The sequence below is a fragment of the Alkalihalobacillus sp. MEB130 genome (genome assembly GCF_032335535.1).
In the GTDB taxonomy this organism is placed as follows: domain Bacteria; phylum Bacillota; class Bacilli; order Bacillales; family Bacillaceae_D; genus Halalkalibacter.
Window position 1 is genome coordinate 40,390 of record NZ_JAOANA010000026.1, and the last position, 24,421, is coordinate 64,810.

At 37.2% G+C, this 24,421-nt stretch carries 21 protein-coding genes, 2 tRNA genes and 1 pseudogene; 21 read left to right on the plus strand and 3 right to left on the minus strand.

Annotated features, from left to right (window positions below; genetic code table 11):
* The first annotated feature begins 159 nt into the window (after nt 1–159).
* The 11 genes from bcd to N0O92_RS20330 all read left to right on the plus strand — a co-directional run bounded on the left by bcd (nt 160) and on the right by N0O92_RS20330 (nt 9,318).
* On the plus strand, nt 160–1,254 hold the full coding sequence (bcd, locus tag N0O92_RS20280; RefSeq protein WP_315616462.1) for a branched-chain amino acid dehydrogenase: 1,095 nt from the start codon (nt 160–162) through the stop codon (nt 1,252–1,254).
* A gap of 83 nt (nt 1,255–1,337) precedes the next feature.
* The gene (gene lpdA / locus N0O92_RS20285; protein ID WP_315616463.1) at nt 1,338–2,759 is read left to right on the plus strand and encodes a dihydrolipoyl dehydrogenase; all 1,422 of its coding nucleotides are present in this window, start codon (nt 1,338–1,340) and stop codon (nt 2,757–2,759) included.
* A 24-nt stretch (nt 2,760–2,783) separates the two neighbouring features.
* On the plus strand, nt 2,784–3,779 hold the full coding sequence (locus tag N0O92_RS20290; protein ID WP_315616464.1) for a thiamine pyrophosphate-dependent dehydrogenase E1 component subunit alpha: 996 nt from the start codon (nt 2,784–2,786) through the stop codon (nt 3,777–3,779).
* A 17-nt stretch (nt 3,780–3,796) separates the two neighbouring features.
* Complete coding sequence (locus N0O92_RS20295) at nt 3,797–4,780, plus strand: alpha-ketoacid dehydrogenase subunit beta (RefSeq protein WP_315616465.1); 984 nt, start codon at nt 3,797–3,799, stop codon at nt 4,778–4,780.
* An 18-nt stretch (nt 4,781–4,798) separates the two neighbouring features.
* On the plus strand, nt 4,799–6,079 hold the full coding sequence (locus N0O92_RS20300) for a dihydrolipoamide acetyltransferase family protein (protein ID WP_315616466.1): 1,281 nt from the start codon (nt 4,799–4,801) through the stop codon (nt 6,077–6,079).
* 108 nt (nt 6,080–6,187) lie between these two features.
* Nucleotides 6,188–6,667: a hypothetical protein gene (locus N0O92_RS20305; protein ID WP_315616467.1), complete on the plus strand. Its 480-nt coding sequence runs from the start codon at nt 6,188–6,190 to the stop codon at nt 6,665–6,667.
* Nucleotides 6,668–6,804: 137 nt separating this feature from the next.
* The gene (locus N0O92_RS20310) at nt 6,805–7,977 is read left to right on the plus strand and encodes a metal ABC transporter solute-binding protein, Zn/Mn family (RefSeq protein WP_315616468.1); all 1,173 of its coding nucleotides are present in this window, start codon (nt 6,805–6,807) and stop codon (nt 7,975–7,977) included.
* A 117-nt stretch (nt 7,978–8,094) separates the two neighbouring features.
* On the plus strand, nt 8,095–8,526 hold the full coding sequence (locus N0O92_RS20315) for a BrxA/BrxB family bacilliredoxin (protein WP_315616469.1): 432 nt from the start codon (nt 8,095–8,097) through the stop codon (nt 8,524–8,526).
* A gap of 137 nt (nt 8,527–8,663) precedes the next feature.
* Nucleotides 8,664–9,026, plus strand: a complete 363-nt coding sequence (locus N0O92_RS20320; RefSeq protein WP_315616470.1) for a hypothetical protein — start codon at nt 8,664–8,666, stop codon at nt 9,024–9,026.
* A gap of 75 nt (nt 9,027–9,101) precedes the next feature.
* Nucleotides 9,102–9,176, plus strand: a tRNA-Arg gene (locus tag N0O92_RS20325).
* A gap of 69 nt (nt 9,177–9,245) precedes the next feature.
* Nucleotides 9,246–9,318 (plus strand) — tRNA-Val (locus N0O92_RS20330).
* A gap of 103 nt (nt 9,319–9,421) precedes the next feature.
* On the opposite strand, the gene N0O92_RS20335 is transcribed toward N0O92_RS20330, so the two are convergent.
* Entirely contained in the window at nt 9,422–10,579 is a 1,158-nt protein-coding gene (locus N0O92_RS20335) for a site-specific integrase (RefSeq protein ID WP_315616471.1), read from the minus strand.
* A gap of 466 nt (nt 10,580–11,045) precedes the next feature.
* Nucleotides 11,046–12,113, minus strand: coding sequence for a LacI family DNA-binding transcriptional regulator (locus tag N0O92_RS20340; RefSeq protein ID WP_315616472.1), 1,068 nt, complete (start codon nt 12,111–12,113; stop codon nt 11,046–11,048).
* 368 nt (nt 12,114–12,481) lie between these two features.
* On the opposite strand from N0O92_RS20340, the gene N0O92_RS20345 reads away from it, so the two are divergent.
* The 10 genes and pseudogenes from N0O92_RS20345 to N0O92_RS20390 all read left to right on the plus strand — a co-directional run.
* The gene (locus N0O92_RS20345; RefSeq protein ID WP_315616473.1) at nt 12,482–13,918 is read left to right on the plus strand and encodes an L-fucose/L-arabinose isomerase family protein; all 1,437 of its coding nucleotides are present in this window, start codon (nt 12,482–12,484) and stop codon (nt 13,916–13,918) included.
* 18 nt (nt 13,919–13,936) lie between these two features.
* A complete protein-coding gene (locus tag N0O92_RS20350) occupies nt 13,937–14,767 on the plus strand; it encodes a transketolase (protein WP_315616474.1) in 831 nt (276 codons plus the stop codon).
* Nucleotides 14,764–15,732, plus strand: coding sequence for a transketolase family protein (locus tag N0O92_RS20355; RefSeq protein WP_315616475.1), 969 nt, complete (start codon nt 14,764–14,766; stop codon nt 15,730–15,732). Before N0O92_RS20350 ends, N0O92_RS20355 begins: the two co-directional genes overlap by 4 nt.
* A 12-nt stretch (nt 15,733–15,744) precedes the next feature.
* Complete coding sequence (gene glpK, locus N0O92_RS20360) at nt 15,745–17,229, plus strand: glycerol kinase GlpK (protein ID WP_315616476.1); 1,485 nt, start codon at nt 15,745–15,747, stop codon at nt 17,227–17,229.
* Nucleotides 17,230–17,532: 303 nt separating this feature from the next.
* A complete protein-coding gene (locus N0O92_RS20365) occupies nt 17,533–18,933 on the plus strand; it encodes a PTS transporter subunit EIIC (protein ID WP_315616477.1) in 1,401 nt (466 codons plus the stop codon).
* A 127-nt stretch (nt 18,934–19,060) separates the two neighbouring features.
* Nucleotides 19,061–20,347, plus strand: a complete 1,287-nt coding sequence (locus N0O92_RS20370; protein ID WP_315616478.1) for a glycoside hydrolase family 140 protein — start codon at nt 19,061–19,063, stop codon at nt 20,345–20,347.
* A gap of 94 nt (nt 20,348–20,441) precedes the next feature.
* The gene (locus tag N0O92_RS20375) at nt 20,442–20,939 is read left to right on the plus strand and encodes a PTS sugar transporter subunit IIA (protein ID WP_315616479.1); all 498 of its coding nucleotides are present in this window, start codon (nt 20,442–20,444) and stop codon (nt 20,937–20,939) included.
* Nucleotides 20,940–20,957: 18 nt separating this feature from the next.
* Nucleotides 20,958–22,400, plus strand: a complete 1,443-nt coding sequence (locus N0O92_RS20380) for a glycoside hydrolase family 1 protein (RefSeq protein WP_315616480.1) — start codon at nt 20,958–20,960, stop codon at nt 22,398–22,400.
* A gap of 225 nt (nt 22,401–22,625) precedes the next feature.
* Entirely contained in the window at nt 22,626–23,237 is a 612-nt protein-coding gene (gene ribB, locus N0O92_RS20385; RefSeq protein WP_315616481.1) for a 3,4-dihydroxy-2-butanone-4-phosphate synthase, read from the plus strand.
* 26 nt (nt 23,238–23,263) lie between these two features.
* Nucleotides 23,264–24,027, plus strand: a pseudogene (locus N0O92_RS20390) (IS3 family transposase); the annotation flags it as partial.
* A gap of 286 nt (nt 24,028–24,313) precedes the next feature.
* On the opposite strand, the gene N0O92_RS20395 reads toward N0O92_RS20390, so the two are convergent.
* A partial coding sequence (locus N0O92_RS20395) for an IS3 family transposase (RefSeq protein ID WP_315616486.1) occupies nt 24,314–24,421 on the minus strand: 108 nt, incomplete at its 5' end.

Consider the following 24,421-nt stretch of genomic DNA (forward strand, 5'->3'; position numbering starts at 1 on the left):
TGGCTATGAAAAAAATTGCACGTTTGTTTTTGGATTGTGATCGTTTTGTGAAGACTAGAAAAGGATTGAAGTAATTTACTTTTGTGGCATGAATTTTGCAAAAGAGGATAGCAAAGGTGTCATCAAAGGATGACATAATCAAGGAGGCTACAAAACATCATGGAATTATTCTCTTATATGGAAAATTATGATTATGAACAAGTCGTTGTTTGTCAAGATAAATTATCAGGCTTAAAGGCTATTATAGCGATACATGATACGACACTTGGACCTGCACTTGGAGGAACAAGAATGTGGATGTATGATACAGAAGCAGATGCGTTTGAGGATGCATTACGATTGGCAAAAGGAATGACTTATAAAAATGCAGCGGCAGGTTTGAATCTTGGTGGTGGGAAGACCGTCATTATTGGTGATCCACGAAAAGATAAAAATGAAGAGATGTTTCGTGCATTTGGTCGGTACATTCAAGGTTTAAACGGGCGCTATATTACAGCTGAAGATGTTGGGACAACGGTGCAAGATATGGACACTATATATGAAGAAACAGATTATGTGACAGGAATTTCTCCGGCCTTTGGTTCGTCAGGAAATCCGTCGCCTGTAACAGCATATGGCGTTTATGTAGGAATGAAGGCAGCTGCTAAAGAAGCGTTTGGTACAGATGATTTAGCTGGGAAAACAATAGCTGTACAAGGAGTCGGGAATGTTGCTTATAACCTTTGTAAACACCTTCACGAAGAAGGAGCTTCTCTTATCGTAACTGATATTAATAAGGATGCTGTACAACGTGCAGTTACTGACTTTAACGCGAAGGCAGTAGAGGTGAACGAAATTTATGGAGTTGAGTGTGATATCTTTGCTCCTTGTGCATTAGGAGCCATTATTAACGATCATACGATTCCGCAATTAAAGGCAAAGGTCATTGCAGGAGCTGCCAATAACCAGTTAAAAGAAGAGCGTCATGGAAGCCTTATACACGAAATGGGCATTGTCTATGCACCAGATTATGTTATTAATGCAGGTGGCGTTATCAATGTTGCTGATGAACTAAATGGATACAACAGTGAGCGCGCTCTAAAAAAAGTAGAAGGAATTTATCAAAACATTGAGAAGGTGTTGGATATCTCAAAACGCGATCAAATTCCAACATTTAAAGCCGCAGATCGAATGGCAGAAGAACGCATTGAACGAATGAGACGCTCAAGACGTCAATTCTTACAAAACGGACAACATATTTTATCACGAAGATAGAGAAATTTTATAAAAAGGGTGATCTTCCCTTTTTATAAAATTTCGAAGCAATTGTAGAGTGAAAGAGCAAGGGGGAACGGTAGATGGCTGAAGAATATGATCTTGTCATTTTGGGTGCAGGTACAGGAGGATATGTAGCCGCGATACGCGCAGCCCAGCATGGAATGAAGGTAGCAGTAGTAGAAAAAGAAAAACTCGGAGGTACATGTTTACATAAAGGATGTATCCCGAGTAAAGCACTTCTTAGGAGTGCAGAAGTATACGCAACAGCAAAACGATCAAGTGATTTTGGAGTTCTAACTGGGGATGTAAGTTTAGATTTTTCAAAAGTACAGGAAAGAAAAGAATCAATCGTCGAACAGCTTCATCGTGGTGTCCAACAACTATTGAAAAAAGGGAAAATAGATGTGTTTGAGGGGAAAGGTCGGATCCTTGGACCGTCTATTTTCTCACCTACACCAGGTACGATTTCTATTGAACATAATGATGGTGAAGAAAATACTATGCTTATTCCACAATATGTACTCATTGCCACAGGTTCCTCTCCACGTGAGTTGCCGGGTCTTAGTGCCGATGGCAAGTATGTTTTAACTTCAGATCATGCTCTTACTCTTGAATCTTTGCCTAAGTCCATCATCATTGTGGGCGGTGGAGTAATTGGAATAGAATGGGCGTCCATGCTCAATGATTTTGGTGTTGAAGTGACGGTTATTGAATATAGCAACCAAATTCTTCCTACTGAAGATGCGGATATCGCAAAAGAAGCTGCTAGGCTGATGAAGAAAAAAGGAATCACATTAGTAACAGGCGCGAAAGTGTTACCTGAATCCTTAGAAAAAGGCGAAGGCGTGAGTATTAAAGCTGAGCGCAACGGAGAACAACATGTCTACCATGCTGATCAACTGCTTCTTTCCGTAGGGAGAAGTGCCAATGTAGCTGATATCGGTTTAGAAAATACGGATATACAAGTAGAGAATGGCGCTATTGTTGTGAACGAATTTAATCAAACGAAAGAATCTCATATGTATGCTATCGGTGATGTGATCGGTGGGTTGCAGCTAGCTCATGTTGCGTCGCATGAAGGGATTGTCGCTGTCGATCATATAGCTGGAAAGAATCCAGAAGCTATTAATTATGAGACGGTTGCAAAATGCATTTATAGTTCCCCTGAGATTGCCAGTGTAGGGTTAACCGAAAAACAAGCGACAGAACAAGGTTTCCAGATAAAAATAGGGAAATTCCCATTTAAAGCAGTCGGGAAAGCGTTGGTGTATGGGCAATCGGATGGTTTTGCTAAAATCATCGTTAATGATAGCAATCAAGATGTCCTCGGGGTTCATATGATTGGACCGCATGTAACAGATTTAATCTCTGAAGCTGCTTTAGCTAAAGTTCTAGATGCTGCTCATTTTGAAATAGCCGAAATGATTCACCCACATCCTACGTTGTCCGAAGTAATCGGGGAAGCTGCTTTAGCTGTAGAAGGTTTGGCTATACATTCTTAAATAGTTGTTGAGGGAGGAAGTAAGATGACTGAAAATCGACATCATGCACTAGGCTTATCAGACGAGAGCGTTCTTGAAATGTATAAAACGATGCTTCTTGCTCGGAGAATTGATGAGCGAATGTGGCTCTTAAATCGTGCGGGGAAAATTCCGTTTGTAATCTCTTGTCAAGGGCAAGAAGCGGCTCAAGTGGGGGCAGCATTTGCTCTAGATCGCAATAAGGATTATATCTTACCTTATTACCGTGATATGGGCGTCGTACTTACATTTGGTATGACAGCTCGGGACCTTATGCTATCTGGCTTTGCAAAAGCAGAGGACCCTAATTCAGGTGGGCGACAAATGCCAGGACACTTTGGGCAAAAGAAAAACCGTATCGTAACGGGATCATCCCCAGTAACAACACAAGTCCCGCATGCAGTAGGAATTGCTCTGGGGGGTAGGATGGAAGGGAAGGATTTTGTCACCTTTACTACCTTTGGAGAAGGCTCTTCTAATCAAGGTGATTTCCATGAAGGTGCAAACTTTGCTGGAGTTCATAAGCTGCCAGTTATTTTCATGTGTGAAAATAATAAATATGCGATTTCTGTTCCTATTGAGAAACAATTGGCTTGTAAAAATGTCTCAGATCGTGCAATTGGATATGGAATGCCAGGAGTAACGGTGGACGGCAATGATCCTCTTGCTGTATTTGAAGCCGTGAAACAAGCTGCAGACCGTGCTAGAAAGGGTGAAGGACCGTCCTTGATTGAGACGGTGTCTTACCGGTTAACTCCTCACTCAAGTGATGACGATGATCGGGCTTATCGCTCGCGTGAGGAAGTAGAAGAAGCGAAGAAATTAGATGCCATTTTTACTTTTGCAAATTACTTAAAAGAAGTAGGCGTCTTAACGGAAAAAATTGCAACAAGTATCGAAAAAGAGCTAGCAGAAATTATTGATGAAGCTACTGAATATGCAGAACAAGCTCCTTATGCAGACCCAGAAAGTACGATGCTTTATACGTACGCTGAAGAATAGAAAGGGGGAATAAGACGATGGCTGTTATTTCATATATAGAAGCAGTGACGCAAGCGTTAAGAGAGGAAATGGAACGAGATGAGAAAGTCTTTGTATTAGGCGAAGATGTTGGGGCTAGAGGCGGTGTATTTCGAGCTACTAATGGACTTTACGAACAATTCGGCGAGCAACGAGTAATTGACACTCCTTTAGCTGAATCCGCGATTGCCGGTGTCGGAATTGGTGCTGCCATGTACGGAATGAAGCCTGTTGCTGAAATGCAATTTGCTGACTTTATTATGCCAGCTGTAAATCAAATTATTTCAGAAGCAGCAAAAATACGATATCGCTCTAATAACGATTGGAGTTGCCCCATTACAATACGTGCCCCATATGGTGGAGGGGTTCATGGGGCTCTGTACCACTCGCAATCTGTAGAAGCAATATTTGCAAGTGTTCCGGGCTTGAAAATTGTCATGCCTTCTACACCTTATGATGTCAAAGGGTTGTTAAAAGCAGCTATACGTGATCCGGATCCCGTTCTGTTTTTTGAACATAAACGTGCTTATCGTTTAATCAAAGGGGAAGTGCCAGAAGAGGATTATACCCTTCCGATTGGCAAAGCAGATGTGAAACGGGAAGGTGATGATATAACCGTCATTACGTATGGGTTATGTGTACACTTTGCCTTGCAAGCAGCAGAGCGCTTGGAAAAGGAAGGCATTGGAGTGCATCTTCTTGATTTACGTACGGTTTATCCTTTGGATCAAGATGCGATTATTGAAGCAGCGAGTAAGACAGGGAAAGTCTTACTTATAACAGAAGATAATAAAGAAGGAAGTATTATGGGGGAAGTAGCAGCGATCATTGCTGAGCATTGTCTATTTGATTTGGACGCACCGATCAAACGTTTAGCAGGTCCAGATGTGCCAGCTATGCCTTATGCACCAACGATGGAAAAATACTTCATGATTAATCCAGAGAAGGTTGAGAAAGCAATGCGGGAGCTAGCTGAATTTTAATTGCTAGGAGGGAATGAAGTGGCAACAGAAATGACAATGCCTCAGTTAGGGGAAAGTGTAACGGAAGGTACGATTAGCAAATGGCTTGTTCAACCAGGTCAATTTGTTAATAAGTATGATCCGATCGCTGAAGTGATGACAGATAAGGTGAACGCAGAAGTACCGTCTTCGTATTCAGGAACCATTAAAGAACTTCGTGTGAAAGAAGACGAAACGGTTGAAGTAGGAGTGGTTATTTGTACGATTGAGGTGGAAGGGAAAACTAGCACGAGTGAGACTTTGGCAGAAGAAAGTGAAGAAAAAAGTCAAAGTTCGGCTAGTGAACCTGCAAATGATCAATCACAAAAACGTCGGTACTCACCTGCAGTGTTACGTATGTCCCAAGAACATAATATTGACCTTGAGCAAGTAACAGGATCTGGGAAAGGTGGTCGTATTACTCGCAAAGACCTCCAACAGATTATTGACAATGGTGGAGTTAAAAAAGTAAGTTCAGTTACTGACCCTGTAGCTAATACTAAAACTCGAAACGAGGTTACTCAAACGCCTTCTGTAAAAAAAGAGCCTGAACTGGTTCAGACAAAGCAGGGAGATATTGAAATTCCTGTTTCGGGTGTTCGAAAAGCAATTGCTAGTAATATGGTGAAAAGTAAACACGAAGCCCCGCATGCTTGGATGACTGTAGAAGTGGATGTTACAAAACTCGTTCACTATCGAAATCAAGTAAAGCAAAGCTTTAAAGAAAAAGAAGGGTTTAATTTAACCTTTCTTCCATTTTTTATTAAGGCGACGGTGGAAGCTTTAAAAGAATTTCCGCAGTTGAACTCGATGTGGGCTGGAGATAAGATCATACAAAAGAAAGATATTAATATCTCTCTTGCTGTAGCAACAGATGATGCCTTATTTGTTCCTGTTATTCATCAAGCTGATGAGAAGACAATCAAAGGGCTTGGTCGCGAAGTTCAAAACCTTGCTAATAAAGTTCGAACAGGTACTTTAAGTGGAGCAGATATGCAAGGTGGAACATTTACTGTTAATAATACAGGCTCATTTGGATCTATTCTTTCTACACCTATTATTAATCACCCACAAGCAGCGATTCTTTCAATAGAATCGATTGTGAAACGACCTGTTGTTATGGAAAGCGAAGCTGGTGATATGATTGCGATTCGCAGTATGGTTAATTTGTGTCTTTCACTTGATCATCGAGTATTAGATGGACTCGTGTGTGGTCGGTTCTTAGCAAGAGTAAAAGAAATATTAGAAAATATGAGCAAAGAGACAACGTCTATCTATTAAAGGCAAAGCTGTTAAGAAAATCATTTTTCTTAACAGCTTTTTGTATTACATGAAAAAGGTGACTGCTGGTTACTCTATAACTAACAGATAGGAAAGGGTGACCAATTCATGAAACGTTTTCACCAGTTGTTTTTACTTACACAAATTGTCTTGCTTGCTTCCGTCGCGATAACCTCATTGGCACCTGTACAAGCAGAAGTACCAAATGAAGACCCTGAACAGGAATGTTGCCAGCATGAACAGCAAGAAATGAATCAAGAGTTGAAAGTCCATTTAGATTTTTACTATGAGTTGCTTGCTGAAAAATATGCTCCAGATGAAATTGAAAAATGGAAAGAGATTCGATCAGAACGTGATTTGTTACAGAAAAAGTTAAAGGAAGCGAAACAAAAAGGCGAACTTGAAAATGGAGAAGCGATCGATAAAACGTGGGTCGATGAACATAAAAAGTTAACCGATGCTTTTAATGCAGCGATTGAAAAGCGTGATGAAGAACAATTACGTACCATCATGCCTAAACTATTTGATCATTACAAGAAATTAAATGATGTCTACAAAGAACGTTTAGATCTTACAAAGCAAACATAATAGACGTAATAAACTTATCTTCAAAAGGTGATTGAAGATAAGTTTATTTTGTTTGTAATTTTATATTTACAAATCGTAAGTATTCCGATATAATCTGTAACAGTGATAAAACGTAATCGTTACGAAAGGGGATTGTTATGAAGAAATTATCAGGCTTATTTGCATCCATTTTAATTGGATCTTCATTTTTAGCTGCTTGTGGCGCTAATGAAGAAGCTGCAGAACAGCCAACAGACGAACAGCCAGTTGAGGAAGTAGAAGGAGAAACATTGGAATTATACACGACTATTTTTCCGTTAGAAGATTTTGCTACTAAAATAGGAGGCGAATTTGTAAATGTCACAAATATAGTCCCTGTAGGAGCAGATGCGCATACATTTGAACCAACTGCCCGTGAGATGATTAGTGTGGCAGAAGGAGATGCATTTATTTACAACGGTGCAGGGCTAGAAGGCTTTGCAGATGCATTAATTGAAACATTAGAAGGTGAAGAGGTAGCCATTGTCAAGGCCTCTGAAGGTATTGATTTATTAGATTATGATCATAGCCACGATGACCATGCGCATGAAGAAGATGACGATCACAGCCATGATGATCATGCACATGAAGAAGATGACGATCATAGCCACGATGACCATGCGCATGAAGAAGATCATGATCACAGTCATGATGACCATGCACATGAAGAAGATCACGATCACAGCCATGATGACCATGCGCATGAAGAAGATGACGATCACAGTCATGATGACCATGACGGTCATGACCACGATCATAACCATGATCATGATGAAGATCCACATGTATGGTTAGATCCAATTCTTTCTATTACTCTTGCAGAGAATATTAAAAATGCCCTTGTGGAGCTATTGCCAGAGCAAGAAGAATTATTTCAAGCGAATTTTGAAGATGTGAAAGCTGAGTTAGAAGCAATCGATGCTGAATTCCAAGCTATGGTAGAAAGTGCAGAAAAAGATACATTCCTTGTGTCACATGCAGGCTATGGATATTGGGAAGAACGTTATGGTGTGAAACAAATTGGAATAGCGGGAATTTCACCAACGAATGAGCCATCACAACGTCAATTGCTTGATATTATCGAATTAGCAAATGAGTATGAATTACAATATGTCATGTTTGAACAAAATATCCCGGCGAAGGTTGCTGAAGTTGTGAAAGAGGAAGTAGGAGCAGAAGCTCTTTACCTTCATAATCTAGAGGCCCTTATTGCAGAAGATGTTGAAAATGGTGATGATTATTTCAGTTTAATGAGAAGAAATATTGAAGTGCTAGAAACAGCTCTTCAATAGAATAGGCAGAAAGATCAGTTTACGAGCTGATCTTTCTTTTTATATGCAAAAGAATTGGTTTTATTAGCTGAAAGGGTTACAATAAGAGTAACATACGTTTAAGAGGTGAAGGACTCCATGCAACAATTTAATTTCTTTATGAATGATGTAGTAAAGGTTGCGCGCCAAGAAATGGTGGAAGCAGGTTACGAACAGTTACAAACTCCTGAAGAGGTTGATGAAGTACTAAAAAAAGAAGGAACGACGTTAGTTATGATTAATTCGGTTTGCGGATGTGCTGGCGGAATTGCTCGTCCTGCTGCAGCTTACATGAAAAATTATGAAACAAAGCCAGACCGATTTGTTACCGTTTTTGCAGGACAAGACAAAGAAGCGACTGCTCGTGCAAGAGAATTCTTTACAGGCTATGCTCCATCGTCCCCTTCATTTGCTTTATTAAAAGATGGTGAAATCAAAACGATGGTAGAGCGTTTTGAAATTGAAGGTCATGAACCAATCCAAGTTGTTCAAAAGCTTGAAAAAGCATTTGATGACTATTGCAAGGAATAAAACAGATTTGTCTTGGAAAGAGCTTAAAGGTAAGGTCCTTTAAGCTCTTTCTCTTTTGTCAGTAATTTTCTGATTACTAACATTGATTTAAAAATATGCTATAATGATTTATAAGTTAATTAAGGAGAGTGCATTACATGCAAGCGTTGTATGATCAAATTCAAGTTTACTTAAATATGGACGAGGAAATTTCATTTAAAGAATTTAGTAAGTTTTACCGTGACGTCTTAGCTGAATTAGGAGAAGTTCATGAAACTCTAGATGAAGAAATGGTTTGGAAAAGCTTATTTATCGTAGAGAATGTGATGTCTAATGCAGAAGGCCGTGCCAACCAAGTAAAAGGGTCTGAATCTAAGAAATATGCGAAAATGGCTCAACGTCTTGAATTATGGGCGAAAAACCTCGCATCTCGTTTAGGAGAAGCTGGCTACACGGAAGAAGATATCAGTGAACGTTTCAACAAAATGCTAGAAGAAGGCAGTCCATCAGAAGCAAAGTAATAGAAGAGAGAGAGCAAGTAAGCTTGACATTTGCTCTCTCTTCCGTTATATTAAAATATGTCGCTTATGAATTGTGCGCCTATGGTGAAAGGGATATCATTCAAGATTCCGGTTCTTGCGTTGTAGGTTCGAGTCCTACTAGGCGCGCCAAATTTAAATTGACATTGTCCTAGTAATCAAGTATATTATTAATTATCATTATGAATTATTACTAAACTTGATCCGTTAGCTCAGCTGGGAGAGCGCCACCTTGACAGGGTGGAGGTCACTGGTTCGAACCCAGTACGGGTCATTTATAAGAAAGTCAGTAATGACGCGCCTTCTCAGTTTTTGAGAGGCGTGTTTTTTTGTGTTTGAAAGAGAGAGAGGAGGGTTTTGATCACATTTTGATCACATTATTTTGCGTTGCGTTTTTTAGGTGTTTTTTTCTGATAAAAAGTAGATCCGAAATCGGCTGCAATTTCTTCTTGTATATTTGGCATGATGTGGGCGTATGTCTCCATTAGAGTTCTAACATCATGTCCAAGTCTCTCGGAAACAGCTTTGGGATTTGCCCCATTTTGTAGTAACATCGATGCGTGAGTGTGACGCATATCATGAAAATCAATTTGTCTAACTCCAGCTTTTTTGATATAGCGGTAAAATGTTCGCAGCAGGTTACGTTGGTTAATAGGTGTTCCTTTTGTTGTAGGGATCACTAAGTCAAAATCAGTATATTCTTCACCTAAAAACATCTTCTCTTTAGTAACTCTACGTTTTTGCTTCTTAAGTTCTAACATTGTCTCATTATCAACACGGATGCTTCGTTGACTATTTTTTGATTTAACCTTTGGATCTAGTGCTCTCGTGCCTCTTTCTAATGTCTGGTCAACTGAGATTGTATTTCTTTCAAAGTATACATGTTTCCAGGTTAATGCTAAGATCTCGCTTTGCCGCATTCCGGTAGTTAGTGCTAATAGAAATGCTACATATTCTCGATGCTCTTTAACGTGATCAAGAAACTTTCTACACTCATCATAGTCCCAAATTTGGATTTGTTTCTTATTTAGACGAGGTGCTTCCACGATACTAGCAACATTCTCAACAATGAATTTCTTTTTAACAGCATATGATAGGATTTGTTTACACAGTTTGTGGACATCATTGATGGTTGTACTTGAGAGGTTTTTTTCTGTTTTTAGTTGATCATAGAAGAGGTTTAAGTGTTCGTCAGTTAATTTTGAGACTTGGATATAACCTAAAGCCGGTATAATATGATTGTTTAAAAGACGTTTATACTTATTTAAGGTAACATCACGAATCTTCTTTTTGCTAAGGATCCATTTTTCTATCAGCTCATGCAACATTAGTTTCTTTGGTGTGACAACGGTACCGCGGCTATATTGATTGACTAATTTTGCGCAATCAGCTTCAGCCTCTTTTTTCGTATAAAATCCTCTCTTTAACTTTTGTAATCTTTTGCCCGTTGCTGGATCAGTCCCAAGGTCAACTTGGTACATCCACTTATAACCTTTAGAGTTAGTTCTTACAGGATACTTTTTGTAGGTAGCCACTTTCTCACCTCCTTTCAAGTAATGTTAGTGAAAGTATAGGAGAACAGATTATGACAATGAAATTTACAAAGTACCAGCGACGAGGAGGTTTATGGTCTATTTCTGCTGATCCCCTAGTGGAAGGAGGAAACTAAACAGGTAGAAAGTACTGAAGAACATAAAAATCATAAAACTAAAAAGAGACTAGACTTACAAGTACTAATAAAAGGATATTAGTATCTTCTGGAAGTCCAAGGCGGATAGCAAAGAAAGGGTAATGGTACACTAATTGAAAATCTGCAAATTCTAAGTCATGAATTGAACTATAAGGACAAAATAACTAAATGTATTAAAAACAGTTATCTTGGATAGGCTATCAGTTCTTTTATAGAAAAGGCGTAACGGGTAAATATTACTACTTGTTACGCCTTTTCACTCAGTCTTGGTATTAAACAACTGCAACCACTTAATTAATAATTACATTATTTTAAAGGACTACATCTGTATCTAAACGAGCTATTACGCTTTCTTCTTTTTTAATACATGATTTTCTTTCGACGAGCTCCGTATCGATAAAAATCTTCATTTTATCATCTTCGTTATTATCAATTTCTCTAATGAGCTTTTCTACAGCAAGGGCGGCGATTTTGTCTTTTTTTACATGAATTGTAGTCAATTCAGGACTTACAATTTGAGACTCAACGATATTATCGAAACCGATTACAGACAGATCAGCTGGAACGTTTATGTTCAATTCGTTAAGTGATTTTATAACACTAATAGCCATATAGTCAGACTCGCAAAATATTGCAGTAGGTAAGTTATCTTTTAATTCTAAAATAGATTCTTTAAAGCCTTCGTGTACAGAGATATCGGTAGGTGACATTTGGAATGTATGTTCAGGTTTGATAGTTAGGTTATTTTCTAGTATCGCTTTTTTAAAGCCTCTTTTCCTCATATCGAAATTGTACATACTGTAACTAGATTCAACATAACCAATTTCTTTATGTCCTAATTTTATAAGGTATTCTCCTGCCTGATAAGCCCCAAAGACATTATTCATAAGGATAAAGTTGATATCTAAAGTTTCGAAGCAAGTATCTAGCACAATTAGATTAGGTTGTGTATCTGCAACCGTCTTGATTTGTTCTTCAGTTAAGTTAGTTCCAAGAAGTATAATACCGGAAGAGCGTTGCTGCTTCTCTAGATTTACGATTTCCTGCTCGAGGAAATCAACATTAATGGAGGAAATGATTAATGAATATCCTTTCGATGTCAATGACTGATCTATATTATTGATTAACTCCATAAAGAAGGACTGGGAATGATATTGTTCTGTTATGATTCCGGTATGAGTGCATGCAACAAAACGGAAAACCTTTGACTGGTTATTGTTCTGTCCCTTTGAAAGTGGCTTTAGAGTATACCCGTTCTCCTCTGCAATTTTTAATATTCTTTCTCTTGTTTCCTGACTAACGCCAGGCTTTCCGTTTAATGCCAATGAAACTGCAGATTTGGACACTGAGGCAATCCTCGCAATATCATCTATTTTCATTTATATCAACCGCCTTCATAAATTTAAAAGTTTATTTACCAAAAAAGATATCTGTAATATTAGTTTAGTTATAAAGTTTAGTTATGTCAATCTAATTGGAAATTAAGGTTTATGAAGGGTTTGTTAAGAAGAACCGTCTAAATTAAATGGTTTTAGTTTAGTTCTATCAACTAAATCGAACTAAAAGAAAACACTTTCATTTTATATTTTTTTATAAACTTTATATAAATCCATTGACCTGGGTTTATTAAAGGTGTTAAAGTTAACTCAAGATTTACTCCTGTAAAGCGGGGGGGAATTAATTTTTTTAATTATTTTTAGTTGTAGTTTATAAAAATATTTAGTGAGAGATTAGTAGGGGGAGTGAAATGGATAAGCTGAAATTAGGCTTTGCGCCAACGAGGAGATTTGTATTTAGTAAAGAGGACGCTTATAAGCATAAAGAGTTAATCATAGAGAAAATCAAAAGTTTTGGGTTAAATATAGAAATTGTTGATTTAGAAGGAATTAATGAGGAAGGGCTCTTGTACGACCGTTCAGATGAAGTGGAAATAGTAAACAGGTTTAAAACAGAAGGGGTAGACGCAGTTTTTTTTCCACATTGTAATTTTGGTACGGAGGATCTTGTTGCAAAGATAGCGAAAGCGATTGATAAACCTATATTAATTTGGGGTCCTAGAGATGAAGCGCCACTAGAAAATGGAATGCGATTAAGGGATACACAGTGTGGAATCTTTGCTACTGGTAAGGTACTTCGCAGGTTTAATGTACCGTTCACTTACATAACGAACAGTGCAGTAGACTCTAAAGTTTTCGAAAGAGGATTTAAAAACTTTATTGGAGCAGCAAATGTTGTAAAGCAATTTAAACAACTGAGAATACTCCAAATTTCAACTAGACCTTCTGATTTCTGGTCTGTTATTTGTAACGAAGGGGAGCTATTAGAAAAGTTTGGAATTCAGATATATCCAATAACCCTTGATCAAATTAAACAGAAAACATTAAAGGTTGAAAAAGAACGAAGTGAAGAATTAGAGCAAGCGGTGAACTATATTAAAGAAACGCTAGACTGGAGTTCGGTTGATGAAGAGAGTGTTTATCGTATTGCATCACTAAAAGTGGCGATGAAGCAATATGCCGATGAGACAGGCTGTTCGGCAATTGCGATACAATGCTGGTCTACATTACAAGATATTATTGGAATTATGCCATGTCTTGCCAATGCGATCCTTACCGATGAACAAATTCCAGTTACGTGTGAAACAGATATCCATGGTGCAATAACTTCAATTATAGTGCAAGCAGCAACTTTAAATACTGTACCAACATTCTTTGCGGATATTACCATTCGACACCCAGAAAATTCAAACGGGGAACTGTTATTCCATTGTGGAAATTTCCCAGTTTCGTTAAGCGTTGAAGAAAAACCAAGGCTAGAAAAGCATTTCTTGTTTGAAGATCACTCTCCAGGTACACATGAAGGAGAAATAAAAGGTGGAGAAATGACCATAGCACGCTTTGATGGCGATCATGGAGAATACTCTATTTTTTTAGGTAAAGCAAAAGGTATTGAAGGTCCATATTCAAGAGGATCTTATGTATGGGTTGAAGTAAATGATTGGCCACTATGGGAAGAAAAGTTGGTAAAGGGCCCATACATTCATCATTCTACAGGAATTCATGCCAATGTCATACCGGTCATATTTGAAGCGTGTCAATATATTCCAGGACTAAATCCAGACCCTGTAGATCCAACAGAAGAAGAAATTCGTGCATGGTTACGAGGTAGTGACATAAATCATTAATTCTATGGAGGTACATGTATGACAGACATAAATAGTTTAAAACGTAAAGCCATTGATATTAGAAAGTCATTAATTGAAATGATCTATGAAGCTGGTACAGGTCACACAGGATCGTCGTTATCCAATACTGACATCTTAGTAGCTCTATATTATGGTGTAATGAATGTAGATCCTAATAATCCGAACTGGGAAGATCGAGACCGCTATATCCAAAGTAAAGGTCACGCCGTGGAATCCTATTGGGCGGTGTTGGCTGACAAAGGCTTCTTCCCGAAAGAGGAGTTAAAAACTTTCTCTAAATATAATTCTAGATTAATAGGGCATCCAAATAATAAGGTACCAGGTGTGGAAATGAACACAGGGGCATTAGGACATGGTTTATCCGTATCGGTAGGTATGGCATTAGCTGCGAAGATGGATAATAAAGCCTATAGAGTCTTTACTTTAATGGGGGATGGAGAATTAGCTGAAGGTTCGGTTTGGGAAGCAGCGATGTCTGCATCGCAGTATAAACTTGATAACTTAATAGGAATCATTGATAGAAATAGATTGCAGATTTCTGGTACTACAGATGACGTGATGAGCAATGAGCCCCTTGATAAAAAATGGGAAAGTTTTGGCTGGCATGTTGTTCAAGTAGATGGTAACGATGTAGGAGAACTAGTGAAAGTTTTTAATGAAGCGCCTCAAATAAGTGGAAAACCTACAATCATCCTTGCCAATACAGTTAAAGGTAAGGGAATTTCAATAGCAGAAAATGTTGCAAGCTGGCACCATCATGTTCCGACGAAGGAAGAGTATGAAAAAGCAATGCAAGAACTTTCTGAGCAATTGGAGGTATTAGCATGAATAACGTAGCACTAAAGAAAAATGCTGAAAAGAATAAGATTGCAAATCGGAAAGTAATAAGTGACACATTATTAGATTTAGCAACTGAAAATAAAGAAATACTAGTGTTAACTAGTGACTCTAGAGGTTCTGCTTCCATGGTCCCTTTCGGAGAAGCACTACCTGAACAGTTAGTGGAAGTGGGGATTGCAGAACAGAACTTAGTAGGGATAGCTGCGGGGTTGGCTGCTTCTGGTAAGAAACCCTTTGTGGCTTCACCTGCTTGCTTTCTAAGCATGCGAAGTATTGAACAAATTAAAGTCGATATTGCTTATTCAGGGACGAATGTTAAGCTAATCGGAATTAGTGGTGGTGTTAGTTACGGGGCACTTGGTATGTCTCATCACTCACTACAAGATTTAGCTGTAACGAGGGCAATACCAGGGTTACATGTAATGATGCCAGCTGATCGTCACGAAGCGAAGAAAATGATTGAAGCTTTAGTAGATTATAATACCCCTGTTTATTTGAGAATTGGTAGAAACCCTGTGGAAGATTGTTATGTAAATGAGGAGTATAATTTTGAAATTGGCAAGGCGGTTACGATGCAGGAGGGGAATGATCTAACCATTATTGCTACAGGTGAAACGGTGAGAGTCGCTCTTGATACAGCTGATGCACTTAAAGCAGAGGGATTCAAATGTAGAGTACTTAATATGCACACGATTAAACCTTTAGATGAGAAAGCAATTTTGAAAGCAGCAAGAGAGACAGGTCGTATCATCACGATTGAAGAACACAGTATTTATGGTGGACTTGGTTCAGCTGTGGCAGAGGTGGTCTCACAAAACCATCCTGTTCCAGTCCAGATTATAGGTATTCCTGATGAACCAGCAGTGACGGGGAATACAAAAGAGGTGTTTGAACATTATGGTTTGGGTGTAGAGAATGTTTCAAGCATTGCAAAAAAGATGATAAGTAACTAGGAGGTTGCTGTTATGAATGAAAGTTATATTCTAGCAATAGACCAAAGCACCTCTGGGACCAAAGCTCTTCTTGTAAATCAACAGGGTTCAATAATTGCAAAAGAGACAGCTTCACACAAACAAGTATATCCTCAATCGGGTTGGGTCGAACATGACCCGATTGAGATATATGAAAATGTAAAGGACGTAATAAATAAAATAGCTCGAGCCAATCATAATATAGTAGATAAAATGAAGACCCTTACAATAACGAACCAACGGGAGACCGTTGTTGTTTGGGATAAACAAACTGGGAAACCAGTTTATAATGCAATCGTCTGGCAATGTCGTAGAACGACCACGATGTGTGAACTCTTGAAACAAGAAGACCATGAAGAGACGGTCCATACGAAAACAGGATTAACGATTGATCCATATTTTTCGGCAACAAAAGTGAAGTGGATCTTAGATAATGTTTCAGGTATAAAAGCGAGAGCTGAAAAGGGTGAACTTCTCCTTGGCACGATTGATAGTTGGTTAATTTGGAAACTTACACAAGGTAATGTTCATGCAACTGATGTTACAAATGCGAGTAGAACGCTATTATTTAATATTAAGTCTATGAATTGGGATGATCAGTTACTTAAAATATTTCAAATTCCAAAGTCGATGCTACCTGTAGTGAAATTATCTGATAATGATTTTGGATTAGTAGAAGATAGTGATTTAGAAGTACCTTCTATTCCCATATCAGGAGTGATAGGAGATTCACAAGCGGCGCTATTTGCTCAACATTGCTTTGAAAAAGGGATGGCGAAAGCAACCTTCGGTACAGGAACCTCCGCTATGGTTTTTACAGATGAATTGGAAGAAGTGAGTAAAGGTTTAGTTACTTCTATAGCTTGGGGTTATTCCGGAAAGATTCATTATGCGTTGGAAGGAATTATTAATACAACAGGTGATATTATCCGTTGGATGAAAGAGGATCTTACCTTATTTAATAGTTTTGAAGAAGCAGAGAGATTAGTGGAAGAGCTTGAGGATAACGAAGGTGTTTATTTAGTTCCTGCCTTTGTTGGATTAGGAGCACCTTACTGGAGTCCAAGTACACGAGCTGGAATTATAGGAATGAGTAGAAATACAAGTAAAGCTCACATTGTAAGAGCGGGACTTGAAAGTATCGTTTATCAAGTAAAAGATATTCTACAACTCATATATGAAGAAACAAATGTTGAGGTCAAAGAATTAAGAGTAGATGGCGGTGCAACAACAAATGTGTTTTTAATGCAATATCTTGCTGATATGCTTGGGGTTAAAGTGATTGTTTCATCTGTTTCAGAGTTATCTGCTTTAGGGTCCGTTTACCTTGGGGGATTAGGAACGAGTATCTGGAATTCTATAGAAGAGATCAGGCAACTCACTAGCGAAAAACAAGTGTTTGAACCTAAAATGGGTTATGCAACTAGAGAGAAATATTATACTGAATGGAAAAATGCCATTAATTCGTTATTAGTATAATATTTTAACGATAGTTTTTAGTCTTATAATTATAGTATCTATTCGCTGTAATTGATCCAATATACAGATTTGTAAGCGTATTAGTTTGTTCTGGGTTTGAATATAAACCTAAGTGTTATGCTAGAAAAAGCTATTAATTTGATATTATTGATTTTTCGGAGTCGAATCTGTTTAAAAACGGATTTCACTTATTATAGGAGTAATTATTTTATATAAATTAAGAATTTTCAAAGTAATAATTCGGATTTTGATTGAAGCGTCAACATTATTCAAGTATAAAAAGTATGATTGGAGGATTGAAACATGAGTTACGAAAAACTTGCAAAGCAAATAGTTCAAGAGGTTGGGGGAAAAGAAAATATTAATAGTGTAATCCACTGTGTAACACGGTTAAGATTCAAGCTTAAAGATGAATCTCTTGCGAATACAGAGGTAATAAAGGGCTTAGAGGGGGTCATGACTGTTATAAAAAGTGGTGGGCAATACCAGGTCGTGATTGGTGATCAAGTTCCGAGTGTTTTTGCAGAAGTAAACAAATTAATTGGAAAAGAAGTTTCTGAGGAAAGTGAATCTACTAATACATCATCTGCAGAGAAAGGTAGTATATTTAGTAAGTTTGTATCACTAATGTCTGGTATATTTATGCCTGTAATGGGAGTTTTAGCTGCCGCGGGTATCTTAAAAGGATTTTTAGTTGCTTTAACCGTACTTGGTTGGATGTCTGAAGATATGGGTGTTTATACGATACTATTTACTGCTTCGGATGCTTTCTTTTACTTTTTACCAATATTTTTAGGTTTTACTGTAGGTAAAACATTTAACACAAATCCATTTATAACAGCTGCTGTAGGAGCTTCCCTAGTTTATCCTACGATGATAGATATATACAATGCAGGTGAAACGTTAACTTTTCTTCAAATACCGGTTGTACTCATGAATTATACGCAGTCCGTTATTCCAATTATTCTTGCTGGCTTTTTAGTAGCGAAATTTGAAAAAGTACTTCTTAAAGTAATTCCGAAAGCATTACAATTAATTTTTATTCCTTTGTTTATTATAGTGGTCATTGTTCCATTGTCATTTATTGTGATTGGACCACTGTCTGTAAATGCAAGTCAACTATTAGCAGATGGAGCTATGGCATTATATTCTTTGAGTCCAGTTATTACAGGTCTTTTCCTTGCTGGTATTTGGCAAGTTGCAGTTATGTTTGGTCTTCACTGGGCGTTTATTCCGATTATGATAAATAATATCTTTACCATCGGTTTCGATCCGATTAATGGATTATTATATTGTACAGTGTTTGCTCAAACAGGTGCAGCTTTAGCGATTGTTTTCAGAGCAAAAGAAGCAAAATTAAAGTCATTGTCAACAACAGCGACTGTATCAGGGTTTTTAGGAATTACAGAGCCTGCTATCTACGGGGTAAACTTACCACTTAAACGCCCATTTATATTCGCGTGTATAGGTGGTGGATTAGGTGGTGCAACTGCAGGGTTTTTCAGCGCAAGTATGTTTGGAGGCTTTGCATCAGGTGGTATCTTTGGTATTCCAATGTTTATCAATCCTGAAGGTCTGTCTTCACAATTTTATGGATTTACAATATCGTTACTTGTAGCTCTAGTTACTACATTTGTTTTAACCTATCTGTTTGGCTATAGCAGAGAACTTGCATTAAAGCAAATTGAAAAGAAGAGTGCATAATAATATATTTACTTTTTTTCAAAAATAAGCAGTATTTTATAGGATTTTAATTGCAAAGTGTAATGAGGAAGAGGGGATAGTTTATTAAACTATCTTCTCTTCCCTATTAAAGAGGAGGGAATTTATTTTGGTGAAATTAAGAGTTTCAGAAAATAAAAAGCATTTAGAAACAGACAGAGGAAAAAAATTTTTTTATTTAGCTGATACAGTATGGAGTGCGTTTACGAATGCTACGTTAGAAGAATGGGATGATTATCTTGAGTATAGAAAAGTTCAAGGCTTTAATGTCTTACAAATAAATATTCTTCAACAATGGGATGCTTCTGAGACCGATTTGAATATCAAGCCGTTTGAATATAAGGAAGATGGTGGCTTCAACTTCTATAAAAGAAATGAGGCTTACTTTGAACGAGCTGAAAAAATGGTTTCTATGGCAGTTGAAAAGGGGTTTGTACCTGCACTAGTATTATTATGGTGTAACTATGTGCCAGACACTTGGGGATCAGAAATTAATAATATAAATAATATGCCACTAGAGTTAGTGGAGGAATATGTAAAATATGTGGATGATAGATTTTCTAAATATAATCCGATTTATTTAGTTAGTGGAGATACAGATTTCCCAACACAAAGAGCGATCAATTACTACTCACTAGCTATGAGTACAATAAAACAATTGAGTCCTCATTGTCTAACTACCTTACATATTAGAGGTAGGTTAATGGAAATACCTGATGAGCTAATAAATAGCAATGATTTGGATTTTTATATGTTTCAATCAGGGCATAATATACAGTTTCAGAGTATGTCATACCAGCTTGCGGAAGAATTTAGTAATAAACCAATAAGAAGACCTTCCCTTAATTCAGAGCCGTGTTATGAACAAATGGGTTATAGTAGAAACCTATACGGTCGCTTCAGTCGATTTGATGTTAGAAAATCAGCTTGGCAAAGTTTATTATCAGGTGCTGAAGCAGGTATTACCTATGGGGCGCACGGTATATGGAGTTGGCATAAGAAGGGGAAGGGGTTTGGATTAGTTGGAGAGGTATTTGACCGACCTTATGATTGGAAAGATGCTGTTAAGTTCGAAGGTGCTTGGGATTATGCATTTATGAGGAAAATATTTCAATTATTTAAGCTCGATGATTTGCAGTCTTTGGATATCTTGTTAAAAAATACGGAAGAAATTAGAGTTGCTAGTAGCGATGATGAAATGAAAATCTTGATATATGTGCCAGTTAACACAATTGTTAAACTAAATATGCTTCTTGAAGACTATGATTTCACAATTATAGATTTAGAACAAAGACGCTTTGGTGAAACGAACGTAACCTTTGAAGACAATAAAACGGTGTTTGATATGCATAGTTTTAAGTCTGACGTTTTAATTATTGGTGAAAAAGCACTCTAGGAGACTTGGAGTTGTCTAATTGAAGAGAGTAATGTTGTTTCTTGATTTTGAAGCTAATGTTCAATAAAGAACAAACAAAAGGGAGCTAGGAAAAATGCTAGGTAAATTTCTAAAAAAGAAACAGAATATAGAGCAGGAAGAATTCTTTTCTCCTCTTGCTGGACAATTATTATCACTAGAACAGGTTCCGGATCCTGTCTTCTCAGAAAAAATGATGGGGGATGGTGTTGCTGTTATACCTGAAGAAGGTGTGCTTGTTTCTCCTGTTGAAGGAGAAGTGATTCAAATTTTTCATACAAAGCACGCTATTGGAATTAGATCTGTTACCGGTTTAGAAATACTCTTCCACGTCGGATTGGAAACAGTAGAACTCAATGGTGAGGGGTTTAGCATCTTAATTGAAGAAGGACAAATTGTTAAAGTTGGAGATCCCTTATTACATTTTGATATCCCATTTTTGAAAAGTAAAAACAAGGAAATTGTTACACCAATCATCATTACTAATTCTTCTCAAAAGGTAGAGGACATTGTACAGGTTGAAAAACAAAAAGTTTCAAGAGGCGATAGACTATTTGTTTGCAAGTTGAAATAATTCAGGAGGTAATATTAAATGAATATAACAAATAATAGATTTCCAGAAATGTTTATGTGGGGTGGTGCCACTGCTGCTAATCAATTAGAAGGTGCTTATCTAGAAGGTGGAAAAGGTCTCAATTTAGCAGATGTTCTACCTGGTGGAAGTAGCCGTTTAAAATTATTAAAAGAACCAGGTTTTAACTTTGAAATTGACCAATCAAAATATGTATATCCTAACCATGATGGCATTGATTTTTATCATAAATATAAAGAGGATATAGCTTTATTCGCAGAAATGGGATTTAAAGTCTTCCGTTTAAGCATAGCATGGTCACGAATTTTTCCGAATGGTGATGAGTTGGAACCAAACGAAGAAGGATTAGCATTTTATGAACGAGTTTTTGATGAGCTTTTAAAATATGATATTGAACCATTAGTAACAATTGCTCACTATGAAACACCGCTTCATCTAATCAAAGAGTATGGTGGGTGGAGAAATCGTAAATTGGTTGGTTTTTTTGAAAGGTATGTAACTGTACTTTTCAATCGTTACAAAGATAAAGTGAAATATTGGTTAACATTTAATGAAATCAATGGTGCAACACACATGCCTCTTTTAGGACTGGGATTTTCACCGGATAGTGAAGAAACTCGGTTGCAAGATAGCTTCCAAGGACTTCACCATCAATTTGTTGCTAGTGCTAAAGCGGTAAAATTAGGGCATGAAATTATCCCAAATGGTAAAATTGGTTGTATGCTTCTTTATGCACCTACTTATTCGTATGATTCAAATCCGGAAAACGTAATGCAAGCACTAGAAGAAGCTCGTATTTTTAATAATTTCTGTGGCGATGTTCAAGTTCGTGGGAAATATCCTTCATTTATTAAACGCTACTTTAAGGAAAATAATATTAGCATCGAAATGGAAGATGGGGACTTAGAGTTAATAAAGAAAGGAACAGTAGACTTTATTTCATTAAGTTATTACATGTCTAGAACCGAAAAAAAATCCAAGACACTAGAAGAAGCTGGGGAAGGTAACCTCATTGGAGGAGTTAAAAACCCGTTTTTAAAGTCAAGTGACTGGGGATGGGAGATCGACCCGATTGGACTAAGGATTGCTCTAAATGAACTTTATGATCGCTATCAAGTACCACTATTCGTTGTTGAAAATGGTCTAGGTGCATATGACAAGGTAGAAGATGACGGGACCATTAATGATGATTATCGCATTGACTATTTACGCGAGCATATTAAAGCGATGGGGGAAGCTATTAAAGATGGGGTAGACCTTATAGGATATACTTCTTGGGGGTGTATTGATTTAGTAAGTGCATCAACCGGTCAAATGTCTAAGCGTTATGGATTTATTTATGTCGACAAGAATGATGACGGTAGTGGAACGTTGGAGCGTTTTAAGAAAAAATCATTCTATTGGTACAAAGATGTTATTGAAAGTAATGGAACGGTGGTTTAAGTATATTTGAGATTTTATAGATCATTGCTCCATCCAGTATCAGATTAGGATGGAGCATAATTATTCTAGTTTAATAATTACATAGATATTAAAAAAAAATCAAATATTAATATGAATCATACTTTTTAGTTGTACTGAATGAGCTGAAATTACATTTATTATAGAAAATAATATGTTGATTTTTTTAAGAAATCAAACAAATGCTAATAATAAGGAATGATGTAAATGTTTAGTGGCATTTCTGATGCTATAGAGGATTTAAAAAGTGGAAAAGTGATTATTGTCGTTGACGATGAAAATAGAGAGAATGAAGGGGATATGCTAGCGTTAGCGGATAAGGTATCTGAGGAAATGATCAATTTTATGATAACCCATGGAAAAGGTTTGGTGTGTGCTCCTATTACAAAAGAGAGAGCGGAAGACCTAGAATTGCCTTATATGGTTAGAAATAATACAGAAAAATATAAAACAGCTTTCACAGTTTCGATTGATCATGTATCAAATTCTACAGGCATATCAGCTTTAGATCGAGCCAATACCATTAAGGCGTTAGTCAGCAAAGATACTAAAGCATCAGAGCTAATTATGCCAGGTCATATGTTCCCTTTAATAGCTGCTGATGGTGGTGTTCTTGAAAGACCTGGACATACAGAGGCAGCTATTGATTTAGCAAAGCTCGGTGATGCTACGCCAGTTGGGGTTATTTGTGAGGTCATAAAAGAGAATGGAAAAATGGCTAGGCTACCAGATTTAGTTACTTTTGCTCAAGAATATGATCTCAAGTTAATTACTATAAAGGATTTAGTGAATTATTTACAGGAAGAGCATCAAAAATAAAATATAAATGTTGATTATTGATGGAATTAAGCCAAATCCGATTTGAGGATAAATATATCGCTATTCAGGAGCTTCATGTAAAAGAGAATTTAAGCATTAGATCACTTTGTGAAATTGCCGGTATTGCACGAGCTGCATACTATAAGTGGATAAATCGTACTCCTCCATCCAGGGATATACTAAATGAAGAAATCATTAATGAAAGTGGCTGGATTACGCTCTGTCATTCGTGTCAAGAAGAAGCAATATAAACACTCGACACCTCAACATGTGGCAGACAATATATTAAATCGTGAATTTACCGCAGAAAAACCAAATGAAAAGTGGGTTACGGATGTCACAGAATTTAAGTACGACCTATCAAAAAAGGCCTATTTAAGTGCGATTCGTGATCTTTATGATGGATCCATCGTAAGTTATGTTCTAGGGCATTCCAATAATAATCAACTTGTATTCAAGACGCTTGACCAAGCGACAGTACTATTGAATGTAGAACATCCTCTTATCCATAGTGATCGTGGATTTCAATACACGTCAAAAGGGTTCAAACGTAAGATAGACACGGCAGAGATGACACAAAGCATGTCACGAGTGGGTCGGTGTATTGATAATGGACCAATGGAGTCTTTTTTGGGACACTGAAATGTGAGAAGTATTATTTACATAAATATAAGACATTCGAGGAATTTTGTGCGGCGATAGATGATTACATACATTTTTATAATTATGAAAGATACCAAAAAGATTAAACGGCCTTAGCCCTATGGAATTTAGAGCTAAAGCCGCTTAAGTCATTTTTATTATTTCCACTGTCTACTTGACAGGGGGGGCAGTTCAAAAAGTAATCGTCTCTTTTTTATTCAAAGGATCAAAAAATGGTCCATACTCACTAAGTTAGTTTTCTATTGAAGTAGCATATAACATATATCTCTTATACTTATTAAGTAGCCGGTGAGTTTGCCATCGGCTATTTGTTTTTCGATAGTAAAAGGGTAGCCCACCAGCCGTGGCTACCCTTTTCAGGTACTTATAATCGGCTTAAACAGTAGAAGTAAGTTTGGTATGTCAACACTAAATCAAACAATCTTTTTAAGGGCTACGTTTCGATAGCTTACTGGACTTAAATACCCCAGTGCACTGTGCGAACGGATATTATTGTACCAATTGATATAATCGAAAAGTTC